This is a genomic window from Paracoccus nototheniae, assembly GCF_004335005.1.
Lineage (GTDB): Bacteria > Pseudomonadota > Alphaproteobacteria > Rhodobacterales > Rhodobacteraceae > Paracoccus > Paracoccus nototheniae.
In genome coordinates this window covers 1-24,364 of sequence record NZ_RQRT01000067.1, presented here as the reverse complement: position 1 = coordinate 24,364, position 24,364 = coordinate 1, and the positions used below count along the sequence as shown (strand labels likewise).

At 64.7% G+C, this 24,364-nt stretch carries 33 protein-coding genes and 1 tRNA gene; 28 read left to right on the top strand and 6 right to left on the bottom strand.

The features are described from left to right. Positions 1-68 precede the first annotated feature (68 nt). Positions 69-368, top strand: coding sequence for a hypothetical protein (locus EG885_RS18280; RefSeq protein WP_131577430.1), 300 nt, complete (start codon positions 69-71; stop codon positions 366-368). A gap of 4 nt (positions 369-372) precedes the next feature. Here EG885_RS18280 and EG885_RS18275 read toward each other — a convergent pair whose 3' ends face one another. Next, positions 373-585 (bottom strand): hypothetical protein, encoded by a 213-nt coding sequence (locus EG885_RS18275; protein ID WP_131577428.1) that lies wholly within the window; start codon positions 583-585, stop codon positions 373-375. Positions 586-740: 155 nt separating this feature from the next. Between EG885_RS18275 and EG885_RS18270 the strand changes: the two genes are divergently transcribed. The 16 genes from EG885_RS18270 to EG885_RS18190 all read left to right on the top strand — a co-directional run bounded on the left by EG885_RS18270 (position 741) and on the right by EG885_RS18190 (position 12,150). Beyond that, complete coding sequence (locus tag EG885_RS18270) at positions 741-974, top strand: MerR family transcriptional regulator (protein ID WP_131577426.1); 234 nt, start codon at positions 741-743, stop codon at positions 972-974. A 62-nt stretch (positions 975-1,036) separates the two neighbouring features. Next, entirely contained in the window at positions 1,037-2,221 is a 1,185-nt protein-coding gene (locus EG885_RS18265; RefSeq protein WP_131577424.1) for a phage portal protein, read from the top strand. Further along, positions 2,211-2,456: a hypothetical protein gene (locus EG885_RS18260; protein ID WP_131577422.1), complete on the top strand. Its 246-nt coding sequence runs from the start codon at positions 2,211-2,213 to the stop codon at positions 2,454-2,456. The genes EG885_RS18265 and EG885_RS18260 overlap by 11 nt, the downstream gene beginning before the upstream one ends. Then, positions 2,443-2,835, top strand: coding sequence for a hypothetical protein (locus EG885_RS18255; protein ID WP_131577420.1), 393 nt, complete (start codon positions 2,443-2,445; stop codon positions 2,833-2,835). The genes EG885_RS18260 and EG885_RS18255 overlap by 14 nt, the downstream gene beginning before the upstream one ends. After that, positions 2,832-4,355: a phage major capsid protein gene (locus EG885_RS18250; protein WP_131577418.1), complete on the top strand. Its 1,524-nt coding sequence runs from the start codon at positions 2,832-2,834 to the stop codon at positions 4,353-4,355. The genes EG885_RS18255 and EG885_RS18250 overlap by 4 nt, the downstream gene beginning before the upstream one ends. 12 nt (positions 4,356-4,367) lie before the next feature. After that, complete coding sequence (locus EG885_RS18245) at positions 4,368-4,748, top strand: hypothetical protein (RefSeq protein ID WP_131577416.1); 381 nt, start codon at positions 4,368-4,370, stop codon at positions 4,746-4,748. 355 nt (positions 4,749-5,103) lie between these two features. Continuing rightward, the gene (locus EG885_RS18235) at positions 5,104-5,580 is read left to right on the top strand and encodes a hypothetical protein (RefSeq protein WP_131577412.1); all 477 of its coding nucleotides are present in this window, start codon (positions 5,104-5,106) and stop codon (positions 5,578-5,580) included. Then, positions 5,580-6,026, top strand: coding sequence for a hypothetical protein (locus tag EG885_RS18230; protein WP_131577410.1), 447 nt, complete (start codon positions 5,580-5,582; stop codon positions 6,024-6,026). The genes EG885_RS18235 and EG885_RS18230 overlap by 1 nt, the downstream gene beginning before the upstream one ends. Positions 6,027-6,029: 3 nt before the next feature. Beyond that, positions 6,030-6,341 carry a head-tail connector protein gene (locus tag EG885_RS18225; protein WP_131577408.1) on the top strand — a complete coding sequence of 104 codons (312 nt, stop codon included), beginning with the start codon at positions 6,030-6,032 and terminating at the stop codon, positions 6,339-6,341. After that, complete coding sequence (locus EG885_RS18220) at positions 6,341-6,751, top strand: HK97-gp10 family putative phage morphogenesis protein (RefSeq protein WP_131577406.1); 411 nt, start codon at positions 6,341-6,343, stop codon at positions 6,749-6,751. Before EG885_RS18225 ends, EG885_RS18220 begins: the two co-directional genes overlap by 1 nt. After that, on the top strand, positions 6,751-7,161 hold the full coding sequence (locus EG885_RS18215) for a DUF3168 domain-containing protein (protein ID WP_131577404.1): 411 nt from the start codon (positions 6,751-6,753) through the stop codon (positions 7,159-7,161). Before EG885_RS18220 ends, EG885_RS18215 begins: the two co-directional genes overlap by 1 nt. Then, positions 7,158-7,475: a phage head closure protein gene (locus EG885_RS18210; protein ID WP_131577402.1), complete on the top strand. Its 318-nt coding sequence runs from the start codon at positions 7,158-7,160 to the stop codon at positions 7,473-7,475. The genes EG885_RS18215 and EG885_RS18210 overlap by 4 nt, the downstream gene beginning before the upstream one ends. Beyond that, positions 7,472-7,858, top strand: coding sequence for a phage terminase small subunit P27 family (locus EG885_RS18205; RefSeq protein ID WP_131577400.1), 387 nt, complete (start codon positions 7,472-7,474; stop codon positions 7,856-7,858). The genes EG885_RS18210 and EG885_RS18205 overlap by 4 nt, the downstream gene beginning before the upstream one ends. Continuing rightward, the gene (locus EG885_RS18200) at positions 7,858-9,519 is read left to right on the top strand and encodes a terminase large subunit (RefSeq protein ID WP_131577398.1); all 1,662 of its coding nucleotides are present in this window, start codon (positions 7,858-7,860) and stop codon (positions 9,517-9,519) included. The genes EG885_RS18205 and EG885_RS18200 overlap by 1 nt, the downstream gene beginning before the upstream one ends. Positions 9,520-9,529: 10 nt before the next feature. Next, positions 9,530-11,782 carry a tape measure protein gene (locus tag EG885_RS18195; RefSeq protein ID WP_131577396.1) on the top strand — a complete coding sequence of 751 codons (2,253 nt, stop codon included), beginning with the start codon at positions 9,530-9,532 and terminating at the stop codon, positions 11,780-11,782. Next, on the top strand, positions 11,782-12,150 hold the full coding sequence (locus EG885_RS18190; RefSeq protein ID WP_131577394.1) for a phage tail assembly chaperone: 369 nt from the start codon (positions 11,782-11,784) through the stop codon (positions 12,148-12,150). Before EG885_RS18195 ends, EG885_RS18190 begins: the two co-directional genes overlap by 1 nt. A gap of 13 nt (positions 12,151-12,163) precedes the next feature. On the opposite strand, the gene EG885_RS18185 is transcribed toward EG885_RS18190, so the two are convergent. Then, positions 12,164-12,358: a hypothetical protein gene (locus EG885_RS18185; protein WP_131577392.1), complete on the bottom strand. Its 195-nt coding sequence runs from the start codon at positions 12,356-12,358 to the stop codon at positions 12,164-12,166. A 134-nt stretch (positions 12,359-12,492) separates the two neighbouring features. Next, positions 12,493-13,029 (bottom strand): hypothetical protein, encoded by a 537-nt coding sequence (locus EG885_RS18180; protein ID WP_131577391.1) that lies wholly within the window; start codon positions 13,027-13,029, stop codon positions 12,493-12,495. A gap of 320 nt (positions 13,030-13,349) precedes the next feature. Between EG885_RS18180 and EG885_RS18170 the strand changes: the two genes are divergently transcribed. Genes EG885_RS18170 through EG885_RS18160 form a run of 3 tightly spaced genes read left to right on the top strand, consistent with a single transcriptional unit; the run spans position 13,350 to position 14,058 of the window. Further along, entirely contained in the window at positions 13,350-13,589 is a 240-nt protein-coding gene (locus EG885_RS18170; RefSeq protein WP_131577387.1) for a hypothetical protein, read from the top strand. Further along, positions 13,586-13,861, top strand: coding sequence for a hypothetical protein (locus tag EG885_RS18165; RefSeq protein ID WP_131577385.1), 276 nt, complete (start codon positions 13,586-13,588; stop codon positions 13,859-13,861). Before EG885_RS18170 ends, EG885_RS18165 begins: the two co-directional genes overlap by 4 nt. Further along, complete coding sequence (locus EG885_RS18160) at positions 13,858-14,058, top strand: hypothetical protein (protein ID WP_131577383.1); 201 nt, start codon at positions 13,858-13,860, stop codon at positions 14,056-14,058. Before EG885_RS18165 ends, EG885_RS18160 begins: the two co-directional genes overlap by 4 nt. Before the next feature lie 115 nt (positions 14,059-14,173). Here EG885_RS18160 and EG885_RS18155 read toward each other — a convergent pair. Next, a tRNA-Ser gene (locus EG885_RS18155) sits at positions 14,174-14,263 on the bottom strand. Between the two features lie 220 nt (positions 14,264-14,483). Between EG885_RS18155 and fni the strand changes: the two genes are divergently transcribed. The 6 genes from fni to EG885_RS18125 are packed head-to-tail and all read left to right on the top strand — an operon-like array spanning position 14,484 to position 20,481. Continuing rightward, positions 14,484-15,566: a type 2 isopentenyl-diphosphate Delta-isomerase gene (fni, locus tag EG885_RS18150; RefSeq protein WP_131577380.1), complete on the top strand. Its 1,083-nt coding sequence runs from the start codon at positions 14,484-14,486 to the stop codon at positions 15,564-15,566. Positions 15,567-15,596: 30 nt separating this feature from the next. Further along, positions 15,597-16,406, top strand: a complete 810-nt coding sequence (locus EG885_RS18145; RefSeq protein WP_131577377.1) for a fatty acid desaturase — start codon at positions 15,597-15,599, stop codon at positions 16,404-16,406. Further along, a complete protein-coding gene (locus EG885_RS18140) occupies positions 16,403-16,891 on the top strand; it encodes a sterol desaturase family protein (RefSeq protein ID WP_131577374.1) in 489 nt (162 codons plus the stop codon). The genes EG885_RS18145 and EG885_RS18140 overlap by 4 nt, the downstream gene beginning before the upstream one ends. A 25-nt stretch (positions 16,892-16,916) precedes the next feature. Next, the gene (gene crtY, locus EG885_RS18135; RefSeq protein ID WP_131577371.1) at positions 16,917-18,077 is read left to right on the top strand and encodes a lycopene beta-cyclase CrtY; all 1,161 of its coding nucleotides are present in this window, start codon (positions 16,917-16,919) and stop codon (positions 18,075-18,077) included. Next, on the top strand, positions 18,074-19,573 hold the full coding sequence (locus EG885_RS18130; protein WP_131577367.1) for a phytoene desaturase: 1,500 nt from the start codon (positions 18,074-18,076) through the stop codon (positions 19,571-19,573). Before crtY ends, EG885_RS18130 begins: the two co-directional genes overlap by 4 nt. After that, positions 19,570-20,481 (top strand): phytoene/squalene synthase family protein, encoded by a 912-nt coding sequence (locus EG885_RS18125; RefSeq protein ID WP_131577364.1) that lies wholly within the window; start codon positions 19,570-19,572, stop codon positions 20,479-20,481. The genes EG885_RS18130 and EG885_RS18125 overlap by 4 nt, the downstream gene beginning before the upstream one ends. Before the next feature lie 18 nt (positions 20,482-20,499). Here the strand turns inward: EG885_RS18125 and EG885_RS18120 are convergent, their stop codons facing one another. Beyond that, the gene (locus EG885_RS18120) at positions 20,500-21,381 is read right to left on the bottom strand and encodes a polyprenyl synthetase family protein (protein ID WP_131577361.1); all 882 of its coding nucleotides are present in this window, start codon (positions 21,379-21,381) and stop codon (positions 20,500-20,502) included. Between the two features lie 311 nt (positions 21,382-21,692). On the opposite strand from EG885_RS18120, the gene EG885_RS18115 reads away from it, so the two are divergent. Further along, on the top strand, positions 21,693-22,697 hold the full coding sequence (locus tag EG885_RS18115) for an ArsJ-associated glyceraldehyde-3-phosphate dehydrogenase (RefSeq protein WP_131577358.1): 1,005 nt from the start codon (positions 21,693-21,695) through the stop codon (positions 22,695-22,697). Next, positions 22,694-23,944, top strand: a complete 1,251-nt coding sequence (arsJ, locus tag EG885_RS18110; RefSeq protein ID WP_131577355.1) for an organoarsenical effux MFS transporter ArsJ — start codon at positions 22,694-22,696, stop codon at positions 23,942-23,944. The genes EG885_RS18115 and arsJ overlap by 4 nt, the downstream gene beginning before the upstream one ends. Before the next feature lie 25 nt (positions 23,945-23,969). On the opposite strand, the gene EG885_RS18105 is transcribed toward arsJ, so the two are convergent. After that, a complete protein-coding gene (locus EG885_RS18105) occupies positions 23,970-24,281 on the bottom strand; it encodes an ETC complex I subunit (protein ID WP_131577353.1) in 312 nt (103 codons plus the stop codon). Positions 24,282-24,364 lie beyond the last annotated feature (83 nt).

Here is a 24,364-nt window from a genome sequence, read left to right as displayed (position 1 = left end):
CCCCCCATACCCCCTAGGGGATGAAGCGGCCCCTTGGAGGGCCGCACATCCAAAGAAAGGATCAGATCATGACCCCCATTCCCGACTTCACCATCGCCAAGCTCAAGATCATTGACGGCGGGCCAAACGAACGTGGTGCCCGTCTGCTGGCATCATTCGAGCTGCAGATCATCGGCCTGATCATCGAGGGCTGTGTGCTGATCGAGAACAGCGTGGGCGTGGTGCGCGCAGGTGGACCGATCGGCAAGACATCACAGGGCCACAAGGCATCAGTGGCTATCCTCGATCCTGTGCTGAAGCGGGCGCTGACACGGCGCATCGCTGCGGCCTACAGCGGGCTGACAGGTCGTGAGGTGGCAGATGAATAGAGCCCTACAAGAAGGGCATAGCGGCCCTCTGGATCATGCTTTTCACGGTCTCATAGCTCTCGACCACTACAAGCTGCTTTGCATGCAGGTTGCCAGCAGTAGCAACGAGATCGATTGCAGTCGTGCTTGTGCCAATCACCGGCTGCAGGTTGACGATCTGCGCGACGTTGACCGTCACTGGATGGTCAGCATCAGAGTTAGTGAGTTCGATGAACATGCTGAACCTTCATGCAATAAGCCGAGCGACGTTAATAGCACATTTACACAAACTGCAAATCGGAACGTCAAGGGGGTGGTCGTCAACTTTGCCCCTATAGCGGGGACCGGCGCGGGGAGGCGCATGCAAGATATGATCGAATTGGAGATTTTCGGATGACCCAGAAAGACCCGCTGGATGACGCCCCGCCGATTGATCGCTGGCGTCTGGATGACCTGCTGGAACCTGACCGCAATCTGTGGGGCCTCAACGAAATTGCACAGGTCGCCAGCGTCAGCATCGACACCGTGCGGCGCTGGCACGAGAAAACCGATGCGCCGATCAGCAAGCCGGGCGGACGCTATTTTTCAACCAGGAATGCGCTCAAGGCGTGGATGAAATCCAGATAAACCAACGTTTTGCTAGGTTCTGCTATCTGACGGACTGAGGCTGCCCCCTGTATCGTGGCGCCATGAACCTTTGGCCCTCTTTTTTCACCCGCAAATCGCTCGCCTCGCCCGATCCGGCGCTTGAGGCGATCCTTGGCATCACCCCGACCGCCAGCGGCATCTCGATCAGCGTCCTAGAGGCGCTGAAGGTGCCCGTGGTCGCCAATGCCATCCAGCTTATTTCCGAAGCCGTGGCCTCTCTCGACGTGCATGTGAAATATCGGGACGGCAATGCCGAGATCGAGGTGACCGATCACCCGGTCCTGTCCCTGCTGCGTGGCGATGCCAACGAATGGACCAGCGGGTTCGAACTGATCCGCCAGATCATGGTCGATGCGCTCGTGTCCGATGCCGGGGGCATGGCGTGGGTCAACCGGGTCGAGGGCAAGCCGGTCGAGATCATCAGCTATCGCCAGGGCGTGCTGACCTTCGACGCGGACAACGACACACTGGAGCGCAAGTATCGTCTTGGCAACGATCCGATCCCGGCCCGCGACGTGATCCACCTGATGCCGCCTTTGACCCGTTCGCCGCTGAACCTCGCTCGCGATGCCATCGCCATTGCCGTCGCCATGGATCGTCATGCGGCCCGGCTGTTCACCCGTGGCGGGCGCCCCTCGGGCGTGCTGACCTTCCAGAAAGGCATGGCCGAGGATGCGGTGAAAAGGGCCCGCGCCGCGTGGCGCCAGACCCATGAGGGCGACGACAGCGGCGGCCAGACCGCGATCCTTTACGACAGCGCGACCTTCACCCCCTTGGCGATGACCAGCACCGACAGCCAGTTCCTCGAAAATCGCCGGTTCCAGATCGAGGAAATCGCGCGGGCCTTCAACATTCCAAGCCCGATGGTGGGCGATCTGAGCCGAGCCACCTGGTCGAACAGCGAACAGAAGGGCCGCGAGTTCTTGAGCTACTGCTTGGAACCGTGGCTGAAAGCGTTGGAGGGCGCCCTGAACCGTGCCCTGTTCAACGATCAGGAGCGGGGCCGGTATGTGATCCGCTTCGACCGTGACGACCTGACCCGCGCCGATCTGGCGACCCGTGCCACGGTCATCAATTCGCTGATCGCCTCCCAGACATTGAACCCGAACGAGGGCCGCAGCTGGCTGGGCCTGCCCCCGCGCGCCGGCGGCGACGAGTTCTTGAACCCCAACATCAGCGCCGCCCCGGCTGCGCCCAATCCCGAGGACACCCCGAATGGCTCATGACCATCTGACCGCGAATATCGGCGCTGAACACGTCATCGATCTGATGCCCCAGATCCTTAACGAGGCCGCCAAATCGATCGGCAAGCCAGCCGCCTTCGTGGTGCGCATGTCGCCTTTCTCGCCCAACTGGCCCGCGTCGAACGTCCGGGACCAGCTGGAACGGACCTTTCCCGGCATCCCCGTGATCTTTGTGGATCATGGCACCAGCATTGAGGCGATCCATGCAGCTGAATGATATTCTGGCCGATGCGCAGGATCAGGACCGTGGCCGCGACTTCGAGCTGGCCGATCCCCTGACCGGCAAGCCCTGCGGCATCACTCTGCGCATCGCAGGCCCGGACAGCGCGACCCAGCACCGCGCCCGGCTGGCGCTGACCGACGAGCTGGCCGAAGCCATGGACGAAAGCGGGCGGGTGCCGGCTGCTGCGCGTGAAAGCGCCCGCCTCAACAGCCTCGCCCGCTGCATTCTGGGCTGGCACATCCTCGAAGCTGACGAACCCGTCCCCTTCACCCATGCCAACGCCCTGCGGCTACTGAGAAGCGCGCTGTGGGTGCAACAGCAGGTGGATGCCTTCGCATCCGACCGCGCAGCATTCCGTGGAACTTTGACATGAGCAAGATCGAGGTCAAAGCCAATTTCACCGTGGACGATGCGGGGGTGATCGAGGGCATCGCATGGCCCTTCGGCAGCCCCGACCGCGTGGGCGACATGATCGAGATGGGGGCATTCGCCAAGTCCCTGCCGCCGATCCCGATGCTGGCGTTTCACGAACAGCGCGAGACCGTGGGCGTTTGGGATGAAATCACCGAACACCCGGACGGCCTGCATGTGAAGGGGCGTCTTCTGATCGAGGACGTGCCCCGTGCCCGCGAGGTCCGGGCGATGATCCGGGAACGCGCCCTGTCGGGCCTGTCCATCGGCTTTAAAACAACCAAGGCGGCGCCCCGGCGCGGCGGCGGCCGCACAATCTCTGCCCTCGATCTTCTGGAAATCAGCGTGGTGGCCGTGGGTGCACACCCCGGCGCGCGCATCACATCTGCAAAGGACTATGACATGACCGACGAGACCCAAGCCCCGGACATTGCGGCTCTGGAAGCCAAGATGACCGCCATCGAACAGAAGGCTGACACCACGGCATTGACGGCCCGCCTGGACAAGCTGGAGGCCAAGGCCAACCGGCATCAGGGTGGCGGCGACAGCAAGGCCGAACCGACCGCCGAGCGCAAAGCTTTCGCGTCCTACCTGCATCGCGGCGACAAGTTGGCCGAGGAGGACCGCAAGGCGCTGAACGTCACCAGCGACACGCAGGGCGGCTTTCTGGCCCCCCCGGAAATGTCCACCGAGATCATCCGCGACCTGATCGAATACAGCCCGATCCGCAGCTATGCCAGCGTGCGCAACACCAACGCCGACAGCGTGATCTTCCCGACCCGTGGCGACATCACCAACGCCCAATGGGTGGGCGAGATGGAGCCGCACGACGAATCCACCATCACCTTCGGTCAGCGCGAGGTGCAGGTGCATGAGCTGGCAACGTTCGTGGACATGTCGAACCGCCTGCTGCAGGACGCGCCGATCGCGGAAACCGAGGTGCGCATGGCTCTGGCCGAGGACTTCGGCAAGAAAGAGGCCGAGGCGTTCCTATGGGGCACCGGCGTCAAGATGCCCGAGGGTGTGATGGTCAACACCGCCATCCCCGAGGTTGCCAACGGCCACGCCGCGAACCTGTCCACCGATGCCCTGATACGGCTGATGTACTCGCTGCCACAGGCTTACCGCTCGCGCGGGGCATGGGCGATGAACGGCACCACGCTTGGCATCCTGCGCACCCTCAAGGACACGCAGGGCCAATACATCTGGCAGACCTCGCTGCAGGCAGGCCAGCCCGAGACCATTCTGGGCCGCCCTGTCATCGAGATGGTGGATCTGGAAGACATCGCTGCCAACCAGAACCCGATCATCTACGGCGATTTCTCGGCCTATCGGATCGTGGACCGGCTGAGCATGTCGATCCTGGTCGATCCCTACAGCCGCGCCCGCGAACGCATCACCCGCATTCACGCCACCCGGCGCGTCGGCGGTGCGGTGCTGCAGCCCGCGCGCTTCCGCAAACTGAAAATGTCCGTCAGCTGAGGAGCATGACCCATGCATGATATCTATTCCAACATTGCCGCCGTTCCTGCCCTCGCCCCTGCGGTTCAGGCGGCCGCCGCCCAAGGCGCTGCCATCGATCTGAACGGCAAAGGCGGCGTGGCCTTTCTGGTCAATACCGGCGCCATCGCAGGCGCGGGCGACTATGGCCTGACCCTGCAGGAAAGCGACACCGGCACCTCGGGCTGGACGGCAGTCGCCGCCGGTCAGATCGACAGCAACGCCCCGGCCACGCTGGCCGCCGACAGCGCCTATCGCCTGGGCTATCGCGGCTGGAAGCGGTTCGTGCGCCTGTCGCTGACCAAGGCCGGCGGCACCAGCATCATCTCGGGTGCCACGGCTGTCTTCGTGCCCCTGACCCGGCCCGCCCCCTGATGCCTGTCAGCGCGCCCCGGATCTGTTCATGCGGCAAGACGGTGCCCTCGGGTGCCCAATGCCCGTGCCAGATCCAGCGCGCGTCAGAGCGCAAGGCCCGGTTCGACCGCACGCGGCCCAACAGCAGCCAGCGCGGATATAATCGGGAATGGGACAAGGCCCGCGCCCGGTTCCTGCGCCAGCACCCCTACTGCGCGGCCTGCGGCGCCCTGGCATCGCTGGTCGATCACAAGACACCCCATCGCGGCGATCAGGCCATCTTCTGGGACAAGTCCCGGTGGCAGTCGCTCTGCACCCCCTGCCATTCAGGCGCCAAGCAAAGGCTGGAGCGCCGCCAGCATAGGACACCCTCGCCATGACCATCTTCGCAACCGCAGGTACCCGCCTGTATATCGGCGGCCCGCTCGCGGCCAAATCCACCGACTTCGTGGAGGCCGACTTCACCAGCCAGACCTGGGTCGAGATCGATGAAACCGAGGGCCTCGGCTCTGCCGGTGACACCTCTGCGGAAGTCACCTTCGACGGCATCAACTCGGCCCGGACCCGGCGCCTCAAAGGCACCCGCAGCGCGGGCACGCTGGAGATCGTTTGCGGCCTCGACATGACCGATCCCGGCCAGATCGCCCTGATTGCCGCCGAACGGGTCAAGGGCGACTATGCTTTCCGCATGGTGCTGGCCGATGCCCTGCCGGGCGGCACGCCCTCGGAACGCATGTTCGTGGCACAGGTCGGCAGCGCGGCAGAGCAATACGACACCGCCAATACGGTCATGAAGCTGAACGCCACGCTCTGGATCAACAGCAACATCGTCAAGATCGCCGCAGAAGTCTGATGCTGTTCCCCGTCGCTGGCAGCCGCCTGTTCATTGCGGACGAACCCGTCGAGTCGCCACGCGGCCCGATGATGGTTCCTGCCGATGCATGGGTGGAGATTGGCGAGACGGAAGCCCTCGGCACCCTTGGCGGACGGTATGAGCTGCAAGAGGCCCATTACATGGATGGCTCTGCGGATGGCGGTTACGCCGCCGTGAAGGGCGTTCATAGCCCCAACACCATGCAGATCGTTCTTGGCCTCGATTACACCGACCCCGGCCAGATCCTGCTGTCCAAAGCCTATCGGTCCCGGGATGCCTTCCCCTTCCGGCTGCTGCTCCCGGACGGCGTGACCGATCGGCAATGGTACGCGCTGGTGCTGAGCATCGGGGAGGTCTTCGACGCCGCCAACAACGTGATGCGGATGCAGGCCGACCTGCACCCTGCGCAAAGCTTCCAGAGGTGACCCATGCCAGTTGAACCCATCGTGACGCTGGACGAGATGAAGGAACACCTCGCCCTGACCGGCGATCAGCAGGATGATGACATGCTGATCCAGCTGAAGATCGACGCGGCGCAGAGCCTGATCGAGCGGATGCTGGGCTTTGGCCTGATCGAACGCTTCGTACTGAGCCATGACGTTCCCCCGGACCTCCGCGAGGCGGTCATGCAGCTGGCTGCGTGGTGGTACGAGAACCGGGAAGCGGTCATAGAGCGCGGCGCCCCGCTGCCGTTCGGCGTGGCCGAGATCGTCGAAGCCAACCGCGATTGGAGCTTCTGATGGCGGATGATGGCGGCCTGTCCAGTTTCCAGCGCCGGATGGCGGCAATCCCCGTGGCCGCGCGCAAGGCGGTGCAGCCTGCCCTTGCCCAAGGCGCCTATGAGATTGCGGACATCATCGAAAGCCTCGCCCCCGAGGACGAGGGAGACCTGAAAAACTCCGTCGCCGTCACGCTCGCCGGCAGCACGACGCCGCCCTATTCGCAGCCCGGCGGTGCGACGACCGTGCCCGAGAACATGGCCGCGATTACCGTGGGCAACAGCGATGTCCGCTATCCGCACCTGCAGGAATACGGCACCACGAAACAGGCTGCGCAGCCGTTCTTTTGGCCCGGCTTCCGGCTTGGCCGCAAGCGCGCCTTGAACCGCATCAAGAGCGCCGTGGGCAAAGCCATCCGGGAGGCCAGGTGATGGAAACCGAGGTTCAGAAGGCCCTGCGCGCCCGGCTGGTCAGTTATCAGACAGTTAGCCAATTGGTCCCTGTCGCCAACATTCTCGACACCAACCAGCGCCCCGCGCCGATGCCTTCGATCATCTTGGGCGAAAGCCAATCCGTGGATGAGGGCACCAGCCAGCGCCGGTCGCACACCCGCATCTATCACACCCTGCATATCTGGGCGCGTGAGCCGTCACTGGCCCGCGCCAAGGCCATCGGCAGCGCCATCCGTAGTGCCATGCAAGCCGGGCGCCTGACGCTGCCTGCGGGGCTTCACTGCGCCGATCTGCTGGTCGCCAGCCAGCGATACCTGCGCGACCCGGACGGCGAGCATTCCCATGGCGTGGTGACGCTGGAGATCCTGATTGCGGAGGACCGGCCATGAAATCCGGCAGGCTGACCGACACCATCCAGATCGAGCACCCGACCGACATTGTGGATGATTACGGCACCCCGACCACGGCATGGCGTCCCTTCGCCAGTGTTCGGGCCGAGCGGATCGACCAGACCACCGAGGAGTTCATGCGCAACTTCGGCGCCAGCGACGAGGAGGCCGTGGTATTCCGCATCCGGCACCTCGACGGCATCAGCAACGCCGATCGCGTCCTGTGGCACGGCCAGCCCTACAATATCCGGCAGGTGACCCCGATCGGGCGCCGCAAGGGTCTCGACCTGCGCTGTTCGAGGCTGGAGGGATGAAGGGAACCAAGCCACAGCTGCGCGAAGCAGATGCCCCTCTGGAGGCCACAGAAGCCCCTGGCTGGCTGTCAGACGCGGCTCGCGAGGAATGGGCGCGCGTGATGCCCGTGCTGGTCGAACGCCGCATCTTAACCGATGCCGACCTCGGGGGCCTCGAAAGCTACTGCATCTGCATCGGGCGGGTGCGCCAGATGGAAGCGCTGATCCAAGCAGAGAGTGACGCGACCGCGATGCTGCCGATGATCCGCGCGCAGGATAAGGCCATGGTCACCGCCCGCCAGCTTGGCGCAGAGATGGGCCTGACGCCCGTGAGCCGGTCTCGCCCTGCCATCCGCGATGAAGACGATCAGGACCGCACCCCGTCACCGCTGGACGTGGGATAATGAGCAAGGCCCCCTCGACCTTCCCCGAATGGATCTATGACGGGTCCGAGATCCCCGATCCGTTCCAGTATGGCGAACGGGCGGTGACCTTCCTGCGCACCCTACGCCATCCCAAGTCCATCCTGCCGAACCGGTCGTTCCAGCTGGACCCATGGCAGGAGCGCATCGTGCGCCGCATCTATGGCCCCCGCCACCCGGACGGCACCCGCATCACCAACACCGTCGCCCTGATGCTGCCACGGGGCAACCGCAAGACCTCGCTGGCCGCCGCCTTGGCGCTGCTGCACACCATCGGCCCCGAACGCAAGCCGGGCGGGGAGGCCATCTTTGCGGCTGCCGATCGCAAGCAGGCGGGCATCGGTTTCCGCGAGGCGGTGGGCATCATCCGCGAGGACAAGCGCATCGTGTCGGCGGTCGGCATTTACGACGCGCACAATGCGCCCAAGAAGCTGATCTTTCGCCGGGACGCATCCTATCTGGAAGTCATCTCTGGCGATGGCGGGCCGCAGCATGGCCGCACCCCGGCCTTCGTGCTGGCCGATGAAATCCATATCTGGAAGGGCCGCGATCTATGGGAGGCTCTGACGACCGGCCTTGAAAAGATCGATGACAGCCTGCTGGTCGTCGCCTCGACTGCCGGGCGCGGTCAGGACACGCTGGCCTTCGATTTCTTCGAGGATGCCCGCAACGTGGCGCGCGGCACGGTCGATGACGCCTCGATCCTGCCCATCCTGTTCGAAGCAGACCGCCGCGACGACTGGCAGGACGAGGAGCTGTGGCACCGCGTGAACCCCGGCCTGCAGCACGGCTATCCCAGCCTCGCGGGATTTCGACGCCATGCCAGCCGATCCAAGCGCAGCGTGGGTGACCGGCAGTCCTTCAAGCAGCTCAAGCTGAACCTCTGGCTGGACGCGTCGACCGAGCCGCTGGTGGACATGGAGATCTATGACCAGGGCGCGAAAGAATACGACCTTGATACGCTCAAGAACGAACCCTGCTGGCTGGCGGTCGATCTGTCCTCAACGGTCGATCTGTCGGCGATCGTGGGTTGCTGGCGGGTTGCCGAGGGTTACGCCCTCAAGGCGTGGTTCTTCTGCCCGCAGGACACCATCGACAGCAAAGACGACAGCGGGATGGGGGATGCCGAGGATGGCGTGTCCAAGCGCGCTGAGCAGTCCGGGGCGCCCTATCAGCAATGGATGGAGGATGGCCTGATCACGGCCACGGTCGGCAACGTGATCGATTACGCCGAGATCGAAAGCAAGATCGTCGAGCTGTGCGAGGATCTGAACGTGCAGGAAATCGCCTTCGACCCATTCATGGCCCGGCAGGTGCAACCCAAGATCCTTGAGGCCGGGTTGCCCGCCGTGGACTTCCGGCAGGTGCCGTCCCTGATGATGCCCGCCGCGATGGAACTGGAGCGCGCCTTGCTGGGGGGCGAGCTGTTCCACGGCGGCAACCCGGTCCTGCGGCATTGCTTCGCCAATGTGGTCGTGAAGCGCAACGATCACGGCCATGTCGTGAAGTTCACCAAACCCAAGAAATGGCTGTCGATCGACGGCGCGGTGGCGGCGGCAATGGCCGTGTCCCGCGCGGCGGCGAACGAGGGCGGCTTCACCACCAATCAACCATGGTTCGCGGACGACATGTGGATCGCATGAGGAGACGACAATGAGCACAGGAGCCGACGAACGCCTGGTGGTGATGCTGGAGGCCCGGGTGACCGAGTTCGAGCGCCGGATGCGGCAGGCCGAACAGCAGGGCACCAAGTCCTATCAGGGCTTGCAACGCAATTCCCGGTCCGCGACCCGGCAGATGGAAGCGGACATGAACCGCTCGACCAGTTCGATCAACCGGTCACTGGCCTCGACCAGCGGCGCGATCGGATCGTTCAGCCGGGCATTGGGCATCGGCATTTCCGCTGCCGCCGCCGCGCAAGCCGTCCGACGCTATGCCCAGATCGCTGACGCCGCCACCAAGATGCAGAACGCCCTGCGGGTGATCGGACTTGAGGGCGATGATCTGTCCCGCGTCTATGAACAGTTGTTCAGTTCAGCGCAGAGGAATTCGGCGCCGGTCAGTGCGCTGGTCGATCTGTATTCCAAGCTGTCCCTGACCCAGAAAGAACTGGGCGTTTCCAGCGACGATCTGATCGAGTTTACCGATGGCATTGCCGTCGCCCTCAAGGTGGCAGGGACCGACGCGACCACGGCGGGCGGCGCGCTGATGCAGCTGAGCCAGGCGCTTGGTGGCGGCGTGGTCCGGGCTGAGGAATTCAACTCGATCCTTGAAGGCACCCCGACAATTGCGCTGGCCGTGGCCCGTGGTCTGAAAGAGGCCGGTGGGTCGGTGGCCGAGCTGCGCAAGCTGGTCATCGAGGGCGAGGTGTCCAGCACCGCGTTCTTCCGCGCCTTCCAGGTCGGATCGGTGGAACTGCGCGAACAGGCCGAGACCACGCAATCGACCATCGGGCAGGCCATGACGCGGGTCGGCAACAGCCTCGTGACCGTGATCGGTGATTTTGACAAGACCTCGGGCGCATCGTCCAACCTTGCCGAGATGATTGGCGACCTGTCCGATGGGCTGGACCGCTTCGATGCTGCAGCCTTCGTGTCAAAGATCCAGCGCATCGCGGAAGCGTTTGGCAATGCCGAGGCGGCAGCGGCTGGGTGGATCAGGCAGATGGCCGATGCCGAGGTCTTCGCGGATCTGATCGAGATGATGGGCCTGGCCGAGGATGGGCAATTGCTCAATCCCGATGTTCGGGAAGCCGAAGGCAAGATCAACGGGCTGGAGAAGGAAGTTGAGACCCTTCAGGCGCAGATCGAGAACAACACCAACCTGGGCTTTGACAACACCGAGGCCCTTGCCCGGCTACGCGAGGTCCGGGCCGAACTGAGCGCGCTGCAGGCTGCCGCCGCCAACATGCCCCGCTACGTCGATGGTCTGCGCCCCGATGGATCGGTGGTCTACAACAACGTGGATACTGGCGCCCCGATTACGGAATACACCGCGCCCCCGATCCCCGTCAGCACCGAGCCGGTCAGCATCGCGGATCATCCGCCCGGCGGCACCGGCGGCACGGGCGGCGGCGGTGGGCGAGCCAAGCGTGGCGGTGGGGGCCGCAGCGCCAAGCCGAAGAAGGATGACTATGCCGAGGAGGTCGAGGCCACCCGCGAGCGGACGGCGGCACTGGAAGCCGAGGCGCAAATCCTGACCGCCGTGGCCGCATCCGGCATCGAATATGGCGATGCGCTGGAGTTTGCACAGAAGAAGGCCGAGCTGCTGACCGCCGCCCAGGAGGCGGGCAAGAAGGTCACCCCGGAGCTGGAAGCCGAGATCGACCAGCTGGCCGAAAGCTACATGACCGCCGGGCTGGCCGCCGAGGACGCGGCAGAGAGGATGCAGCAGGTCCAGGAGCAAGCCGAACGGGGCCAAGCTGCGCTGGAAGACATGTTTGGCTCGATCATCGACGGGTCCATGTCTGCCAAGGATGCGGTGATGCAGCTGATCGCCGAGATCGCCAAGACGCAGATGATGAACGGTCTGATGAGCCTGCCCGGCATGGGGTCTGCGAGTGGGTTCCTTGGTGGGTTGCTGACGCCCCGGTTTGCCATGGGCGGATCGCATGGCGGCGGGCTGCGGATCGTGGGTGAGAACGGCCCCGAGCTGGAAGCCACCGGCGCCGCGCGGATCTGGAACGCCACTCAGACCCGGAACATGCTGGGGGGGTCAGGTGGTGGCAGCTCACAGCCCACGCCTGTGCATGTGACGGTCGGCGTCGATCAGAAAACCGGCAACCTGACCGCGTTCGTGGATCAGCGGGCATCTGCGATATCGTCCCGGCACCAGCGCGACACCCTGCGGACGGCTGAGGACAATGCGTACCGCTGGAGCGGCAATACTCAGAAGCGGCATTTCTGATGAACAGTCAGATCCGACTTCAGAAGACCCTCTGCGCCACGCTGGAGGCGGCACTGACGGGCAAGAAGCCCCGGATGCCGGATGCTGGTGGTGAGATCTTTAACGCCTTCATGGCCCTGTCCCGCGCCCGCTCATGGCATCAGCACGGCCCGAACCCGATCACGTGGGAGGCGCTGGCGGCATGGTCGCAGCTGATGCGCCGCCCGCTGCCCCCGCATCACGCCGCGATCGTCATGGCGCTGGACGAGGTTTGGATGAAGGACGCCGCGCGCAGGGTGGCCGCGCAGACCTCGGGCACGCCCGCTGCGCCGATGGTGTCCAGCACGCCTCTATCGGCGGGGCTGTTCGACGCGATGATGGGCGGGTGAGGGTGATCAGAGCTTAATGCAAACGCGCAGTCTGATTGGTCTTGGGTGATCCATATCCGATCAGCAACATGACGCCCTCGAAGTGATCAGCGCCGCAGGAAGGGCAACGCCAAGCCGCGTCAAGTTCGGCGCCGCATATCAGGCAGGGATCATCGTCCACGTCGAAATCCAAGGGGAACGGTGCCGGGATCGTGGCAGCTTCGTTCATCTTGGCCCTCTCCTTAGAGTTGCAGATGGCAGGCTCTAGGTCATTTTTGGAGGGCAGTCTATCATGTTAAGTAACACATTGGGGTGATGAGGATTGCTAGGCTTATCGATGTAATGATGCAGAGCGGCTACGGTTTAAAATTTTGAGCACTGACCTATGGTAACCGACGGGGTGTTAAAATTATTATCTTGACCGTCAATATAACCCTGCCGATATGTCGCCATGAAGCGCATGGTTGAGATATTAACGGAATATTCCACAAGTGCAGAATTACATCGAAAATCACCTTGTCGAGAAATTTTCTCCAGTTGCTCACCATTCCAACTACAACTACCAGGGCTCGTCTGATCAAAATTCGAAGCGGTAACATGATACTGCATAACTGATTCTTCTGCCCCGGTGAAGAACGCGGGCCTAGTTACGGAGCCCAGAGCTTCAACTGTAAAGATATAGCGATCCTCATCCGTTTTAAATGTGGCGCCCTCCCAACTGTTAGAGCGTGAGTCGAAACGAACGCCACCGCTAGCCGATCCTAAACACAAATAGTTGCCAGCAAAGTCGCCTGATGAGTCATAGAGAATTGATGCTGGCGTTGATTTCTCATCCGCAGCTGCCACAGATGACATAAGGCAAAAACCTGACGAAAATAAAAAACTTCTTGCTGTGAACAATTAAGCTTCACCCTTTGAAAAAAATTATTGTTCCAACCTGCGACACTTCTCAAGATAATTACGGACCATCTCTGGCCTCGACGGCTTGGGGTCCAGCTTCGATCGTTCGGCATCAAGCCACGCGAGGACATCAGGCTGCAAGCGCACCATAACTGGCGTGCCCTGCCCAGTCGGCGCTGGGCCCCGCCTTCCTTTCCGTGGTATCAAAGTTTTTTCTTGCTGGGTCATGCAAACAGTGATACCACAGTAATCGGGCCAAGCAAGTGTTCTCAGCACCTGCCCGGCCCTAACCGAAACCCGATCCTATAGGAGATCGAGCAATGGCTGATAATTGCCATAACAGCACCGGCTTGCCGGTCAAGACCATCAGCGATCTGCATCACGATGCCACGATGCTTCACGCCTTCGCCCAAGGCGTGTACGAACTGCACGACCTGATCAAGACCGACCTCAGCCCCGCCTCCAACGCCATGCCCGCGCTGCTGGACAGCCTGATTGAGCGGGCCGATCGGCTGGCGAATGATCTGGACGCCTTCGAGACGGCGGGGCGCAGGTCATGAGCCACGATTACGCAATCGATAACCTAATCAAGACCGATGCCCCGGCTGACTGGGCCGGGCAGCTGTCCTTTGCCGTCCGTGCGCTGATGCTAACGGCCCGGCTCTCTCTTGAGAACGATGGCAGCGGGATCTGTAACGACAGCGAGCGGGACCACGCGGCGGCTGACACCTTGGAAGTCGCCATGGCTCTGATGGACATCGTGATCGATGGGGCAGACCAGATGCAGCGCAGCGGCGGCCATGGCTCGTTCAAGAAGGTGGCCGAGGCATGAGAACCCCAGATCAGGAAATCGACGTGCAGGACCAGTTGGACACGCGCATGGGCGAGGTCGCATATCTCGCAGCGGCTCTGGCTGTCGTTGTGGGTCAGCTGGAGCAGGTCGAGGCGCGCGGCGAAATGCACCAGCTGCGGAACGCAGTGGTCGGCATCAGCCGGGCGCTGGACCGAGAAATAGCCCGGCACCCGTGACCATTTTCATCCCAAGAGTTCCCGCATCTTCTTAGTCAAGGTGGGGGGATTCTTGGGGGGATAATTCACCACCGCTTAGGAAAACTCAATGTTTACATATGCTTATGGTGGGTATTGGCGGAGACGAAGGGATTCGAACCCTCGAGACCCTTTCGGGCCTGCGCCCTTAGCAGGGGCGTGCCTTCGACCACTCGGCCACATCTCCGCCGACCCCTATATGGACATCGCCAGGGGGTGACAAGGGGCTTTCGGGGGGTTTTTTCCCGGTCGGATCATGACCCCTGCACCGGGTCGGCATGCACGTCGCATGGATCACCCGGCGGTCCATCGACCATTGAACCCTGTGGCGTTTCGTCCCTCTGGTTCTTGCGGTGGAACCGGGCGAGGTTTTGCGCGATGATCGGATCTGGAACGGACAGGACAGCATGACAGAAATCTCGCGCCGCAAGTCGGAACATCTGGCGATCGTCACCGAAGGCCGGGGCGCGCAGCATGGGCTGGACGGTGGCTTCGACCGGATCCGGTTCGTTCATCAGGCGCTGCCCGAGCTGGACATGACGGCGATCGATTGCAGCACCCGGTTTCTGGGGCGGGCGATGGGCGCGCCGCTGCTGGTCTCGGCCATGACCGGCGGCCCGGACGAGGCCGAACGGATCAACATTCACATCGCCGAGGCTTGCGCCGAACTGGGGCTGGCGCTGTCGGTCGGCTCTCAGCGGATCGCGGTCGAGGCCGGGGGCGCGGGGGGCCTTGGCGCCAGCCTGCGCGACCGGGCGCCCGACATTCCGATTCTGGGCAATATCGGAGCGGTGCAGCTGAACTATGGTTTCGGACTGGCCGAGGCGCAGCGCGCGGTGGACATGATCCGCGCCGATGCGCTGATTCTGCACCTCAATCCGCTGCAAGAGGCGATCCAGGAGGGCGGCGACTGCAATTTCCACGCTCTGCTGCCCCGTATCGCAGCGCTCGCACGCGCCCTGCCCGTCCCTCTGGGCGTCAAGGAGGTCGGCTGCGGGCTGTCCGCCCCCCTTGCCCGGCGGCTGATCGAGGCCGGGGTCACCATTCTTGACGTCGCGGGCGCGGGCGGCACCAGCTGGGCGCGGGTCGAGGCAGAGCGGGGCGACGCCCGGCTGCAGGCGCTGGCGGCGCCCTTTCATGACTGGGGCATCCCCACGGTGACGGCGCTTCAGGGCGTGGCTCCCCTGATCGGGCCGGGGCACAGCCTGATCGGCTCGGGCGGGGTGCGGCACGGGCTGGACGTGGCGCGGGCGATCCGGCTTGGCGCCGATCTGGCGGGACAGGCGGCGCGCGCCCTGCCCGCCGCGCGTCACAGCACCGGGGCGCTGGTCGCGCATCTGCAGGACGTGATCACCCAGCTGCGCATCGCGATGTTCTGCACCGGCTCGGCCGATCTGGCCGCCCTGCGCCGCGCACCCCTGCTGGACCAGCACCCGGGCGGCCAATGGTCGCAAGCGCCGGGTCTGGAAAAGGACGACGGACAGGCGTAGCCTGACGCCACCCCTGCCCGGAAAGGCAAGATGACCCAACAGACCCTGCCACCAGAGACGCTGGCCCCCAATCTGGCCCCACAGACGAAGCCCCGCACCGACAACCTGACCGCCACCAACCTGTTGCTGGCGGGCGGCATCGTGCTGGCCTGGCTGGGCCTGCATGTCCATGCGCTGTGGTTTCTGGACGCCGCCGCCCATCCGGTGATCGCGGCGCTGAATTTCCTGGCGCTGACATGGCTGTCGGTGGGGTTGTTCATCATCGCTCATGACGCCATGCACGGCGCGGTCGTACCGGGGCGCCCACGCGCCAATGCGGCCATCGGGTCGCTGGTCCTGTGGCTATATGCCGGGTTTTCGTGGCGCAAGATGATCGTCAAGCATATGGCCCATCACCGCCATGCCGGGACCGATGACGACCCCGATTTCGACCATGGCGGCCCGCTGCGCTGGTATGCGCGGTTCATCGGCACCTATTTCGGCTGGCGCGAGGGGCTGATCCTGCCGGTCATCGTCACGACCTATGCGCTGCTGCTGGGGGATCGCTGGATGTATGTGGTCTTCTGGCCCCTGCCCTCGATTCTGGCCTCCATGCAGCTTTTCGTGTTTGGAACATGGCTGCCGCACCGGCCCGGACATGACCATTTCCCCGACCGCCACAATGCCCGGTCATCGCGGATCAGCGATCCTGTCTCGCTGCTGACCTGCTTTCACTTTGGCGGTTATCATCATGAACATCACCTGCACCCGACGGTGCCGTGGTGGCGCCTGCCCAGCACCCGTTCCCGGATGCCCGATACTCCGATGCCCGATATCCCGATGAAAGGCCCCCGCACATGACCAACCTGCTGATCGTCGTGGCGACCGTTCTGGTGATGGAGCTGACCGCCTATTCCGTCCATCGCTGGATCATGCACGGCCCCCTTGGCTGGGGCTGGCACAAATCCCATCACGAGGAACATGACCACGCTTTGGAAAAGAACGACCTTTACGGCGTCGTCTTTGCGGTGATCGCGACGATCCTGTTCATGGTCGGCTGGATCTGGGCGCCGGTGCTGTGGTGGATCGCGCTTGGCATGACCGTCTATGGGCTGATCTATTTCGTGCTGCATGACGGGCTGGTCCATCAGCGCTGGCCGTTCCGCTATATCCCCCGGCGCGGCTATTTCAGGCGGCTGTATCAGGCGCACCGGCTGCATCACGCGGTCGAGGGTCGGGACAAATGCGTCAGCTTTGGGTTCATCTATGCGCCGCCCGTCGACAAGCTGAAGCAGGATCTGAAAGACTCGGGCGTGTTGCGCGCCGAGGCCGAGCGGCAGCCGTGATCCGCCCCCGCAGGAATCGCGCCTGATGAGCCATGATGTCGTGCTGGCCGGGGCAGGTCTGGCCAACGGGCTGATTGCTCTGGCCCTGCGGGCGGCGCGGCCCGATCTGCGGGTGCTGCTGCTGGACCGGGCGGCGGGGCCGGGCGACGATCACACATGGTCGTGCCATGACACCGATCTGACGCCCGAATGGCTGGCGCGGCTGACGCCTCTGCGCCGGGCGAACTGGTCCGGCCAGCAGGTGCGTTTCCCGCAGCATTCACGGCAGCTGCGCGCAGGCTATGGCTCGCTGGAGGGGGGCGCCCTGATGCGGACCGTGACCGATGCCGGGGCCGAGATCCTTTGGAACAGCGATGTCGCCATGCTGGACGAAAGCGGCGCGACGCTGAAGGACGGCACCCGGATCGACGCGCCTTGCGTCATCGACGGGCGCGGCGCGCAGCCCTCGGCCCATCTGACGGTCGGTTTTCAGAAATTCGTCGGCATCGAGATCGAGACGGAGGGCCCGCACGGCGTGCCCCGCCCGGTCATCATGGACGCGACCATCCCGCAAGAGGACGGTTACCGCTTCATCTATCTGCTACCCTTCACCCCCACCCGCATCCTGATCGAGGATACGCGCTATTCCGATGGCGGCGATCTGGACGATGCGGCGTTGGCGCAGGCGTCCCATGATTACGCGCAGGCCAAGGGCTGGCGGGGGGCCGAGGTCCGGCGCGAACGCGGCATCCTGCCCATCGCGCTGGCCCATGATGCGGCGGGCTTCTGGGCCGATCACGCGACGGGCGCGGTGCCGGTGGGCCTGCGTGCGGGGTTCTTTCACCCGGTCACCGGATATTCGCTGCCCTATGCCGCGCAGGTGGCGGATGTGGTGGCCCGCCTGCCCGGCCCCCTGACGACCGACCGCCTGCGCACCGCCCTGCGCGACTTCGCGCTGGCCCGCGCCCGGCAGGACCGGTTTCTGCGCCTGCTGAACCGGATGCTGTTCCGGGGCTGCGCGCCCGATCGCCGCTATACCCTGCTGCAACGCTTTTACCGCATGCCCGAGGGTCTGATCGAACGGTTCTATGCCGGGCGACTGACCCCCCTCGACCGGTTGCGCATCGTGACCGGCAAGCCCCCCATTCCGCTGCGCACGGCCATCCGCTGCCTGCGAGAGCGTCCCCTGCTGAAGGAAACCCCATGACCGCGCCTGATACCAAGACTGCCATCGTGATCGGGGCCGGGTTCGGCGGGCTGGCTTTGGCCATCCGCCTGCAATCGGCGGGCATCGCCACCACGCTGGTCGAGGCGCGCGACAAGCCCGGCGGGCGCGCCTATGTCTGGCACGATCAGGGCCATGTCTTCGACGCCGGTCCCACCGTCATCACCGATCCCGATGCGCTCAAGGAATTGTGGGCCTTGTCGGGTCAGGACATGGCGCGCGACGTGACGCTGATGCCGGTCTCTCCGTTCTACCGGCTGATGTGGCCGGGCGGGAAGGTCTTCGATTACGTCAACGAGGCCGACAAGCTGGAAGAACAGATCGTCCGGTTCAATCCCGACGATCTGGAAGGCTATCGCCGGTTCCGCGATTACGCCGAAGAGGTCTATCAGGAAGGCTATGTCAAGCTGGGCACCGTGCCGTTCCTGAAACTGGGCCAGATGCTGCGGGCGGCGCCCGCGCTGATGCGGCTAGAGGCGTACCGGTCGGTGCATTCCAAGGTCTCGACCTTCATCAAGGATCCCCACCTGCGGCAGGCGTTTTCGTACCATACGCTGCTGGTCGGCGGGAATCCCTTCTCGACCAGTTCGATCTATGCGCTGATCCATGCGCTGGAACGGCGCGGCGGCGTGTGGTTCGCCAAGGGCGGCACCAACCAGCTGATCAACGGCATGGTCGCGCTGTTCGAACGGCTTGGCGGTCAGGTTATGCTGAACGCCAAGGTCGCCCGGATCGAGGTCGCCGCAGACCGCGCCACCGGCGTCACCCTGACCGACGGTCGCAAGGTCGATGCCGACATGGTCGCCAGCAATGGCGACGTCATGCACAATTACCGCGACCTGCTGGGCCACACGCCGCGCGGCCAGTCCCGCGCGAAATCGCTGGACCGCAAGCGTTGGTCCATGTCGCTGTTCGTGCTGCATTTCGGGCTGCGCGAGGCGCCAAAAGATCTGGCCCATCACACCATCCTGTTCGGCCCGCGCTACAAGGAGCTGGTGAACGAGATCTTCAAAGGGCCGAACCTGGCCGAGGATTTCTCACTGTATCTGCATTCGCCCTGCACGACCGACCCGGAGATGGCCCCGCCGGGCATGTCCACCCATTACGTTCTGGCCCCGGTGCCGCATCTGGGCCGCGCCGATATCGATTGGGCGGTGGAAGGCCCGCGCTATGCCGACCGCATTCTGGCCAGTCTGGAGGAACGGCTGATCCCCAACCTGCGCGCCAACCTGACCACGCAGCGGATCTTCACCCCCGCCGATTTCGCCAGCGAACTGGGCGCCCATCACGGCAGCGCCTTTTCGATCGAGCCGATCCTAACCCAATCGGCATGGTTCCGGCCCCATAACCGCGACAAGACGATCCGCAATTTCTATCTGGTCGGTGCCGGCACCCATCCCGGCGCGGGCATTCCCGGCGTCGTGGGGTCGGCCAAGGCCACCGCGCAGGTGATCATGGCGGATCTGGGCACGGCATGAACGATCTGGTCGCCACCTCGAACGATGCCATCGCCAAGGGCTCGCAAAGCTTTGCCACCGCCGCCAAGCTGATGCCGCCGGGCATCCGCGACGATACGGTGATGCTCTATGCGTGGTGCCGTCATGCGGATGACGTGATCGACGGGCAGGCCCTTGGCAGCCGCCCCGAGACGGTCTTGGACCCGCAGGCGCGGCTGGACGATCTGCGCGCCATGACGCTGGCGGCGTTGCAGGGCGACGGGCCGGTGACGCCGCCCTTTGCCGCCCTGCGCGCGGTCGCCCGGCGCCATGATTTCCCGCAACGCTGGCCGATGGACCTGATCGAGGGGTTCGCGATGGATGTCGAGGCGCGCGATTATCGCAGCCTGAACGACGTGCTGGATTATTCCTATCACGTCGCGGGCGTCGTGGGGGTGATGATGGCGCGCGTCATGGGGGTGCGCGACGATGCGGTGCTGGACCGCGCCTGCGATCTGGGGCTGGCCTTTCAGCTGACCAATATTGCTCGCGACGTGATCGACGATGCCGCCATCGGGCGCAGCTATCTGCCCGGCGACTGGCTGGATCAGGCGGGCGCGCGGGTGGACGGCCCGCTGCCCTCGCCCGAGCTGTACGGCGTCATCCTCCGTCTGCTGGATGCGGCAGAGCCCTATTACGCCTCGGCGCGGGCTGGGCTGCCCGATCTGCCGCCGCGCTGCGCCTGGTCGATCGCGGCGGCGCTGCGCATCTATCGCGCCATCGGCACCAAGATCCGCACGGGCGGTCCCGCCGCCTATCGCCAGCGCATCAGCACATCCAAGGCCGCCAAGGTCGGGCTGCTGGCACAGGGGGGATGGGATGTCGCCCGGTCGCGCCTGCCCGGCCAACCGACCAGTCGGCAGGGGCTATGGACCCGTCCGCGCAGCTAGGCGCCGGTCACCCGCACCTCAGGCGCTGACCCCGTAAGGCAGCACGCGTTCCAGCAGCGCCGCGATCTCGGGCGCCTGCAGCCGCTTGCTGCGCAGCATGGCGTCCAGCTGTGCCCGGCTGGCCTGATAATGGCGCGACACCTGCTGCAGATCCGCCACCGCCAGCAGCCCGCGCTTGGGGCCGGGGGCTGCGGCATCGCGGCCCGGATCCTTACCAAGCGTCTCGCGGTCGCCGATCACGTCCAGAAGATCGTCATAGGATTGGAACACCCGGCCCAGCTGGCGGCCAAAGGCGATCATCTGGGCCTTGTCCTCGGCATCGAATTCCTTGACCACGGCCAGCATCTCCAGCCCCGCGACGAACAGGACGCCGGTTTTCAGATCCTGCTCGCGTTCGATCCCGGCATCGCTTTTGTCGGCATGCAGGTCCAGATCCTGCCCCGCGCACAAGCCGCGCGGCCCAAGCGCCTGCGTCAGGATGCGCACCAGCTGCGCCCGCGTGCGCCCGTCGGTGCCGCGCGCCGTGGCCAGCACGGCCATTGCCTCGGTGATCAGGGCGATCCCGGCCAGCAGCGCCCGGCTTTCGCCATGGGTGACATGGGTGGCAGGCTGACCGCGGCGCAGGCTGGCATTGTCCATGCAGGGCATGTCGTCAAAGATCAGCGAGGCCGCATGCACCATCTCGATCGCGGCGGCGGCATCGACCATCGTGTCGCAGACCCCGCCCGAGGCATCCGCCGCCAGCAGCAGCAGCATCCCCCGGAACCGCTTGCCCGAGGACAAGGCCGCATGCCGCATCGCCGCCCCCAAAGGGTCGGATACGGCACCGAAATCATCGGCAATCTGAAGCAGTCGGTGGTGCAGCAGGTCTTGGTGGATCGGGTCGACGTCTCGTCTCATCAGTGCCTACGCGTTTGGGTTCTGACCGGGCGGGAAAGCGGGCCGGGCGTGACAGCAGTTCCGGCAAGGCGTGCAGCCCCCCCCGGAATTCCGCCGCCAACGCTCTCTTATGGTGGATCGGGACATCGCCGATTGCCAGCCTTTTCGACAGCGGCGCACAGTCGCGCGGCATTTTGTCCCGCCCTGTCGGGCAGGCTGACAGATGTGACGGATCCGTGACGCCTTCGGATTGCCGCTTGCCCGGCATAACCCTTCCACGATACAGGAATTATAGAAGCAATCCCTTGCCCCACCTTTGGAAAGGCCCGCAGATGACCAGAATTGCCCTGAATGGACTTGGCCGGATCGGAAAACTGGTCCTGCGCGACCTGATCGACAGCGGCGCGGGCGGTCAGATCGTCTTGTTGAACGACCCCACCGGCACGCCCGAACAGCACGCTTTGTGGATGGAGTTCGACAGCATCCATGGCCGCTGGACGACGCCGGTCGGACATCGGGACGGGGCGCTGGTCCTGAACGGCCATGCGGTGCCGCTGACCGCCCATCCCAGGATCGCCGATCTGCCGCTGGCCGCGATGGGCGTCGATCTGGTCATCGACTGCACCGGCGTCTTCAAGACCGCCGCCAAGCTGCAACCTTATCACGATGCGGGGGTGGACCGGGTGATCGTCTCGGCGCCGGTCAAGGATGGCGGGGCGCTGAACATCGTCTATGGCATCAACCATGGCGAATACGACCCGGCGCGGCACCGGCTGCTGACGGCGGCCAGCTGCACGACCAATTGTCTGGCCCCGGTCGTCAAGGTCATCCACGAGGGGTTGGGCATCCGCCACGGCTCGATCACCACGATCCATGACGTGACCAACACCCAGACCATCGCGGACCGCCCCGCCAAAGACAGCCGCCGGGCGCGCTCGGCGCTGGCGAACCTGATCCCGACCTCGACCGGGTCGGCCACCGCGATCACGCTGATCTACCCGGAACTGGCGGGCCGCCTGAACGGCCATGCGGTGCGGGTGCCGCTGCTGAACGCCTCGCTGACCGATTGCGTCTTCGAGGTCGAGCGTCCCACCACCGTGGCCGAGGTGAACGACATGCTTCGCGTCGCAGCCGAAGGCCCGCTGGCCGGCATTCTGGGACACGAGCCGCGACCGCTGGTGTCATCGGATTATCTGAACGACCGCCGCTCGGCGATCATTGATGCGGGATCGACGATGGTGACCGGGGGCACGCAGGTCAAGATATACGCTTGGTATGACAATGAATGGGGCTATGCCTGCCGTCTGGCCGATATCGTGCGCATGGTCGCGGCATGACCACGGCGCCGGTCAACGGGTTGCGGGCCTATGCGGCGGTAACGGCGGCCTATTGGGCCTTCATGCTGTCGGATGGCGCGCTGCGGATGCTGGTGCTGCTGCATTTCAACGGGCTTGGATTCTCGCCCCTGCAACTGGCCTGGCTGTTTCTGCTGTACGAGCTGGCGGGCATGATCACCAATCTGGCGGCGGGCTGGATCGCGGCGCGCTTTGGGCTGGCCTCGACGCTTTATGCGGGGCTGGGGTTGCAGATCGTGGCGCTGGCGGCGCTGGCGCAGCTGGACCCGGGCTGGAGCGTCGCGGCCTCGGTCGCCTTCGTGATGGCGGTGCAGGGCCTCAGCGGGGTCGCCAAGGATCTGGCCAAGATGTCGTCCAAATCCGCCGTCAAGGTGCTGGCCCCCGAGGGCGACGGCACCCTGTTCCGGTGGGTCGCGGTGCTGACCGGGTCCAAGAACGCGGTCAAGGGCCTGGGCTTTTTTCTGGGCGCGGTGGCGCTTGGCGTGGCGGGGTTCCAGGCGGCGATCTGGACGATGGCCGTGGTGCTGGCGGTCATTCTGCTGGCCGTGGTGCTGTTCCTGCCGCCCGGCCTGCCCGCCGGACGCAAGACCAGCAAGATCGGCGCGATCTGGTCGCGCGACGCTGCGGTGAACCGGCTGTCCCTGGCGCGGATGTTCCTGTTCGGAGCGCGCGACGTGTGGTTCGTGGTGGGCATCCCGATCTATTTCCAATCGGTCCTGTCGGATGGCAGCCCCGACAGCCGCCGCGCGGCATTCTTTGTCATCGGCAGCTTCATGGCGGCATGGATCATCGCCTATGGCGCGGTGCAGGCGGCGGCGCCCCGGCTGCTGGACGCGCGCGGAAGATCGGTGCCGCAGATCACCGACAAGGCGATTGCCTGGGCGGGCTGGCTGGTGCCGATCCCTTTTGCGCTGGCGCTGGCAGCGCTGTGGGCGGGCGGGCCTGCGACATGGCTGACAGTCACGCTGATCGTGGGGCTTTTGCTGTTCGGCTTTGTCTTTGCGGTGAACTCGGCTGTCCATTCCTATCTGATCCTGGCCCTGTCAGGCGCGGATCGGGTCACGATGGATGTGGGGTTCTATTACATGGCCAATGCGGCGGGTCGGCTGATGGGGACGCTGCTGTCGGGCCTCAGCTATCAGCTGGGCGGGCTGCCCTTGTGTCTGGCCACGGCGGGGGTGATGGCGGGGCTGAACTGGCTGGCCGCGCGGCGGATGCGCGCGGCCTGATCGTCACGCCTGACGGAACCGTGTGTTAATGTGTCCAGGGGGCGCGGCGGTCGGTGGCGAAATTCTCGCCATAGCCGCGCGGGCGGACATTGGCGGCGCGGCGATGCGGTTCCTGCACCACGAATTCCAGACCCCGCTCGCGGGCGTAATCCTCGGCCTGCTTGGCGGTATCAAAGCGCAGGCGGACCTGGCTTTGCGTGTCGTCGCTGCTGGTCCAGCCCATCAGCGGATCGACCTCGCGCGCATCCGCAGGCGGGAATTCCAGCACCCAGCCTTTGGTCTTGGCAGTGCCGGACTGCATCGCGGTCCGGGCAGGCTGATAGATGCGCACGATCATGGGATGTCCTTTGGCGTGTCCTCTCCGGTATATCGCCAAATCCGCCCCCCGGATCAAGCCCCCCGGAACATCGCGCCCCCCCC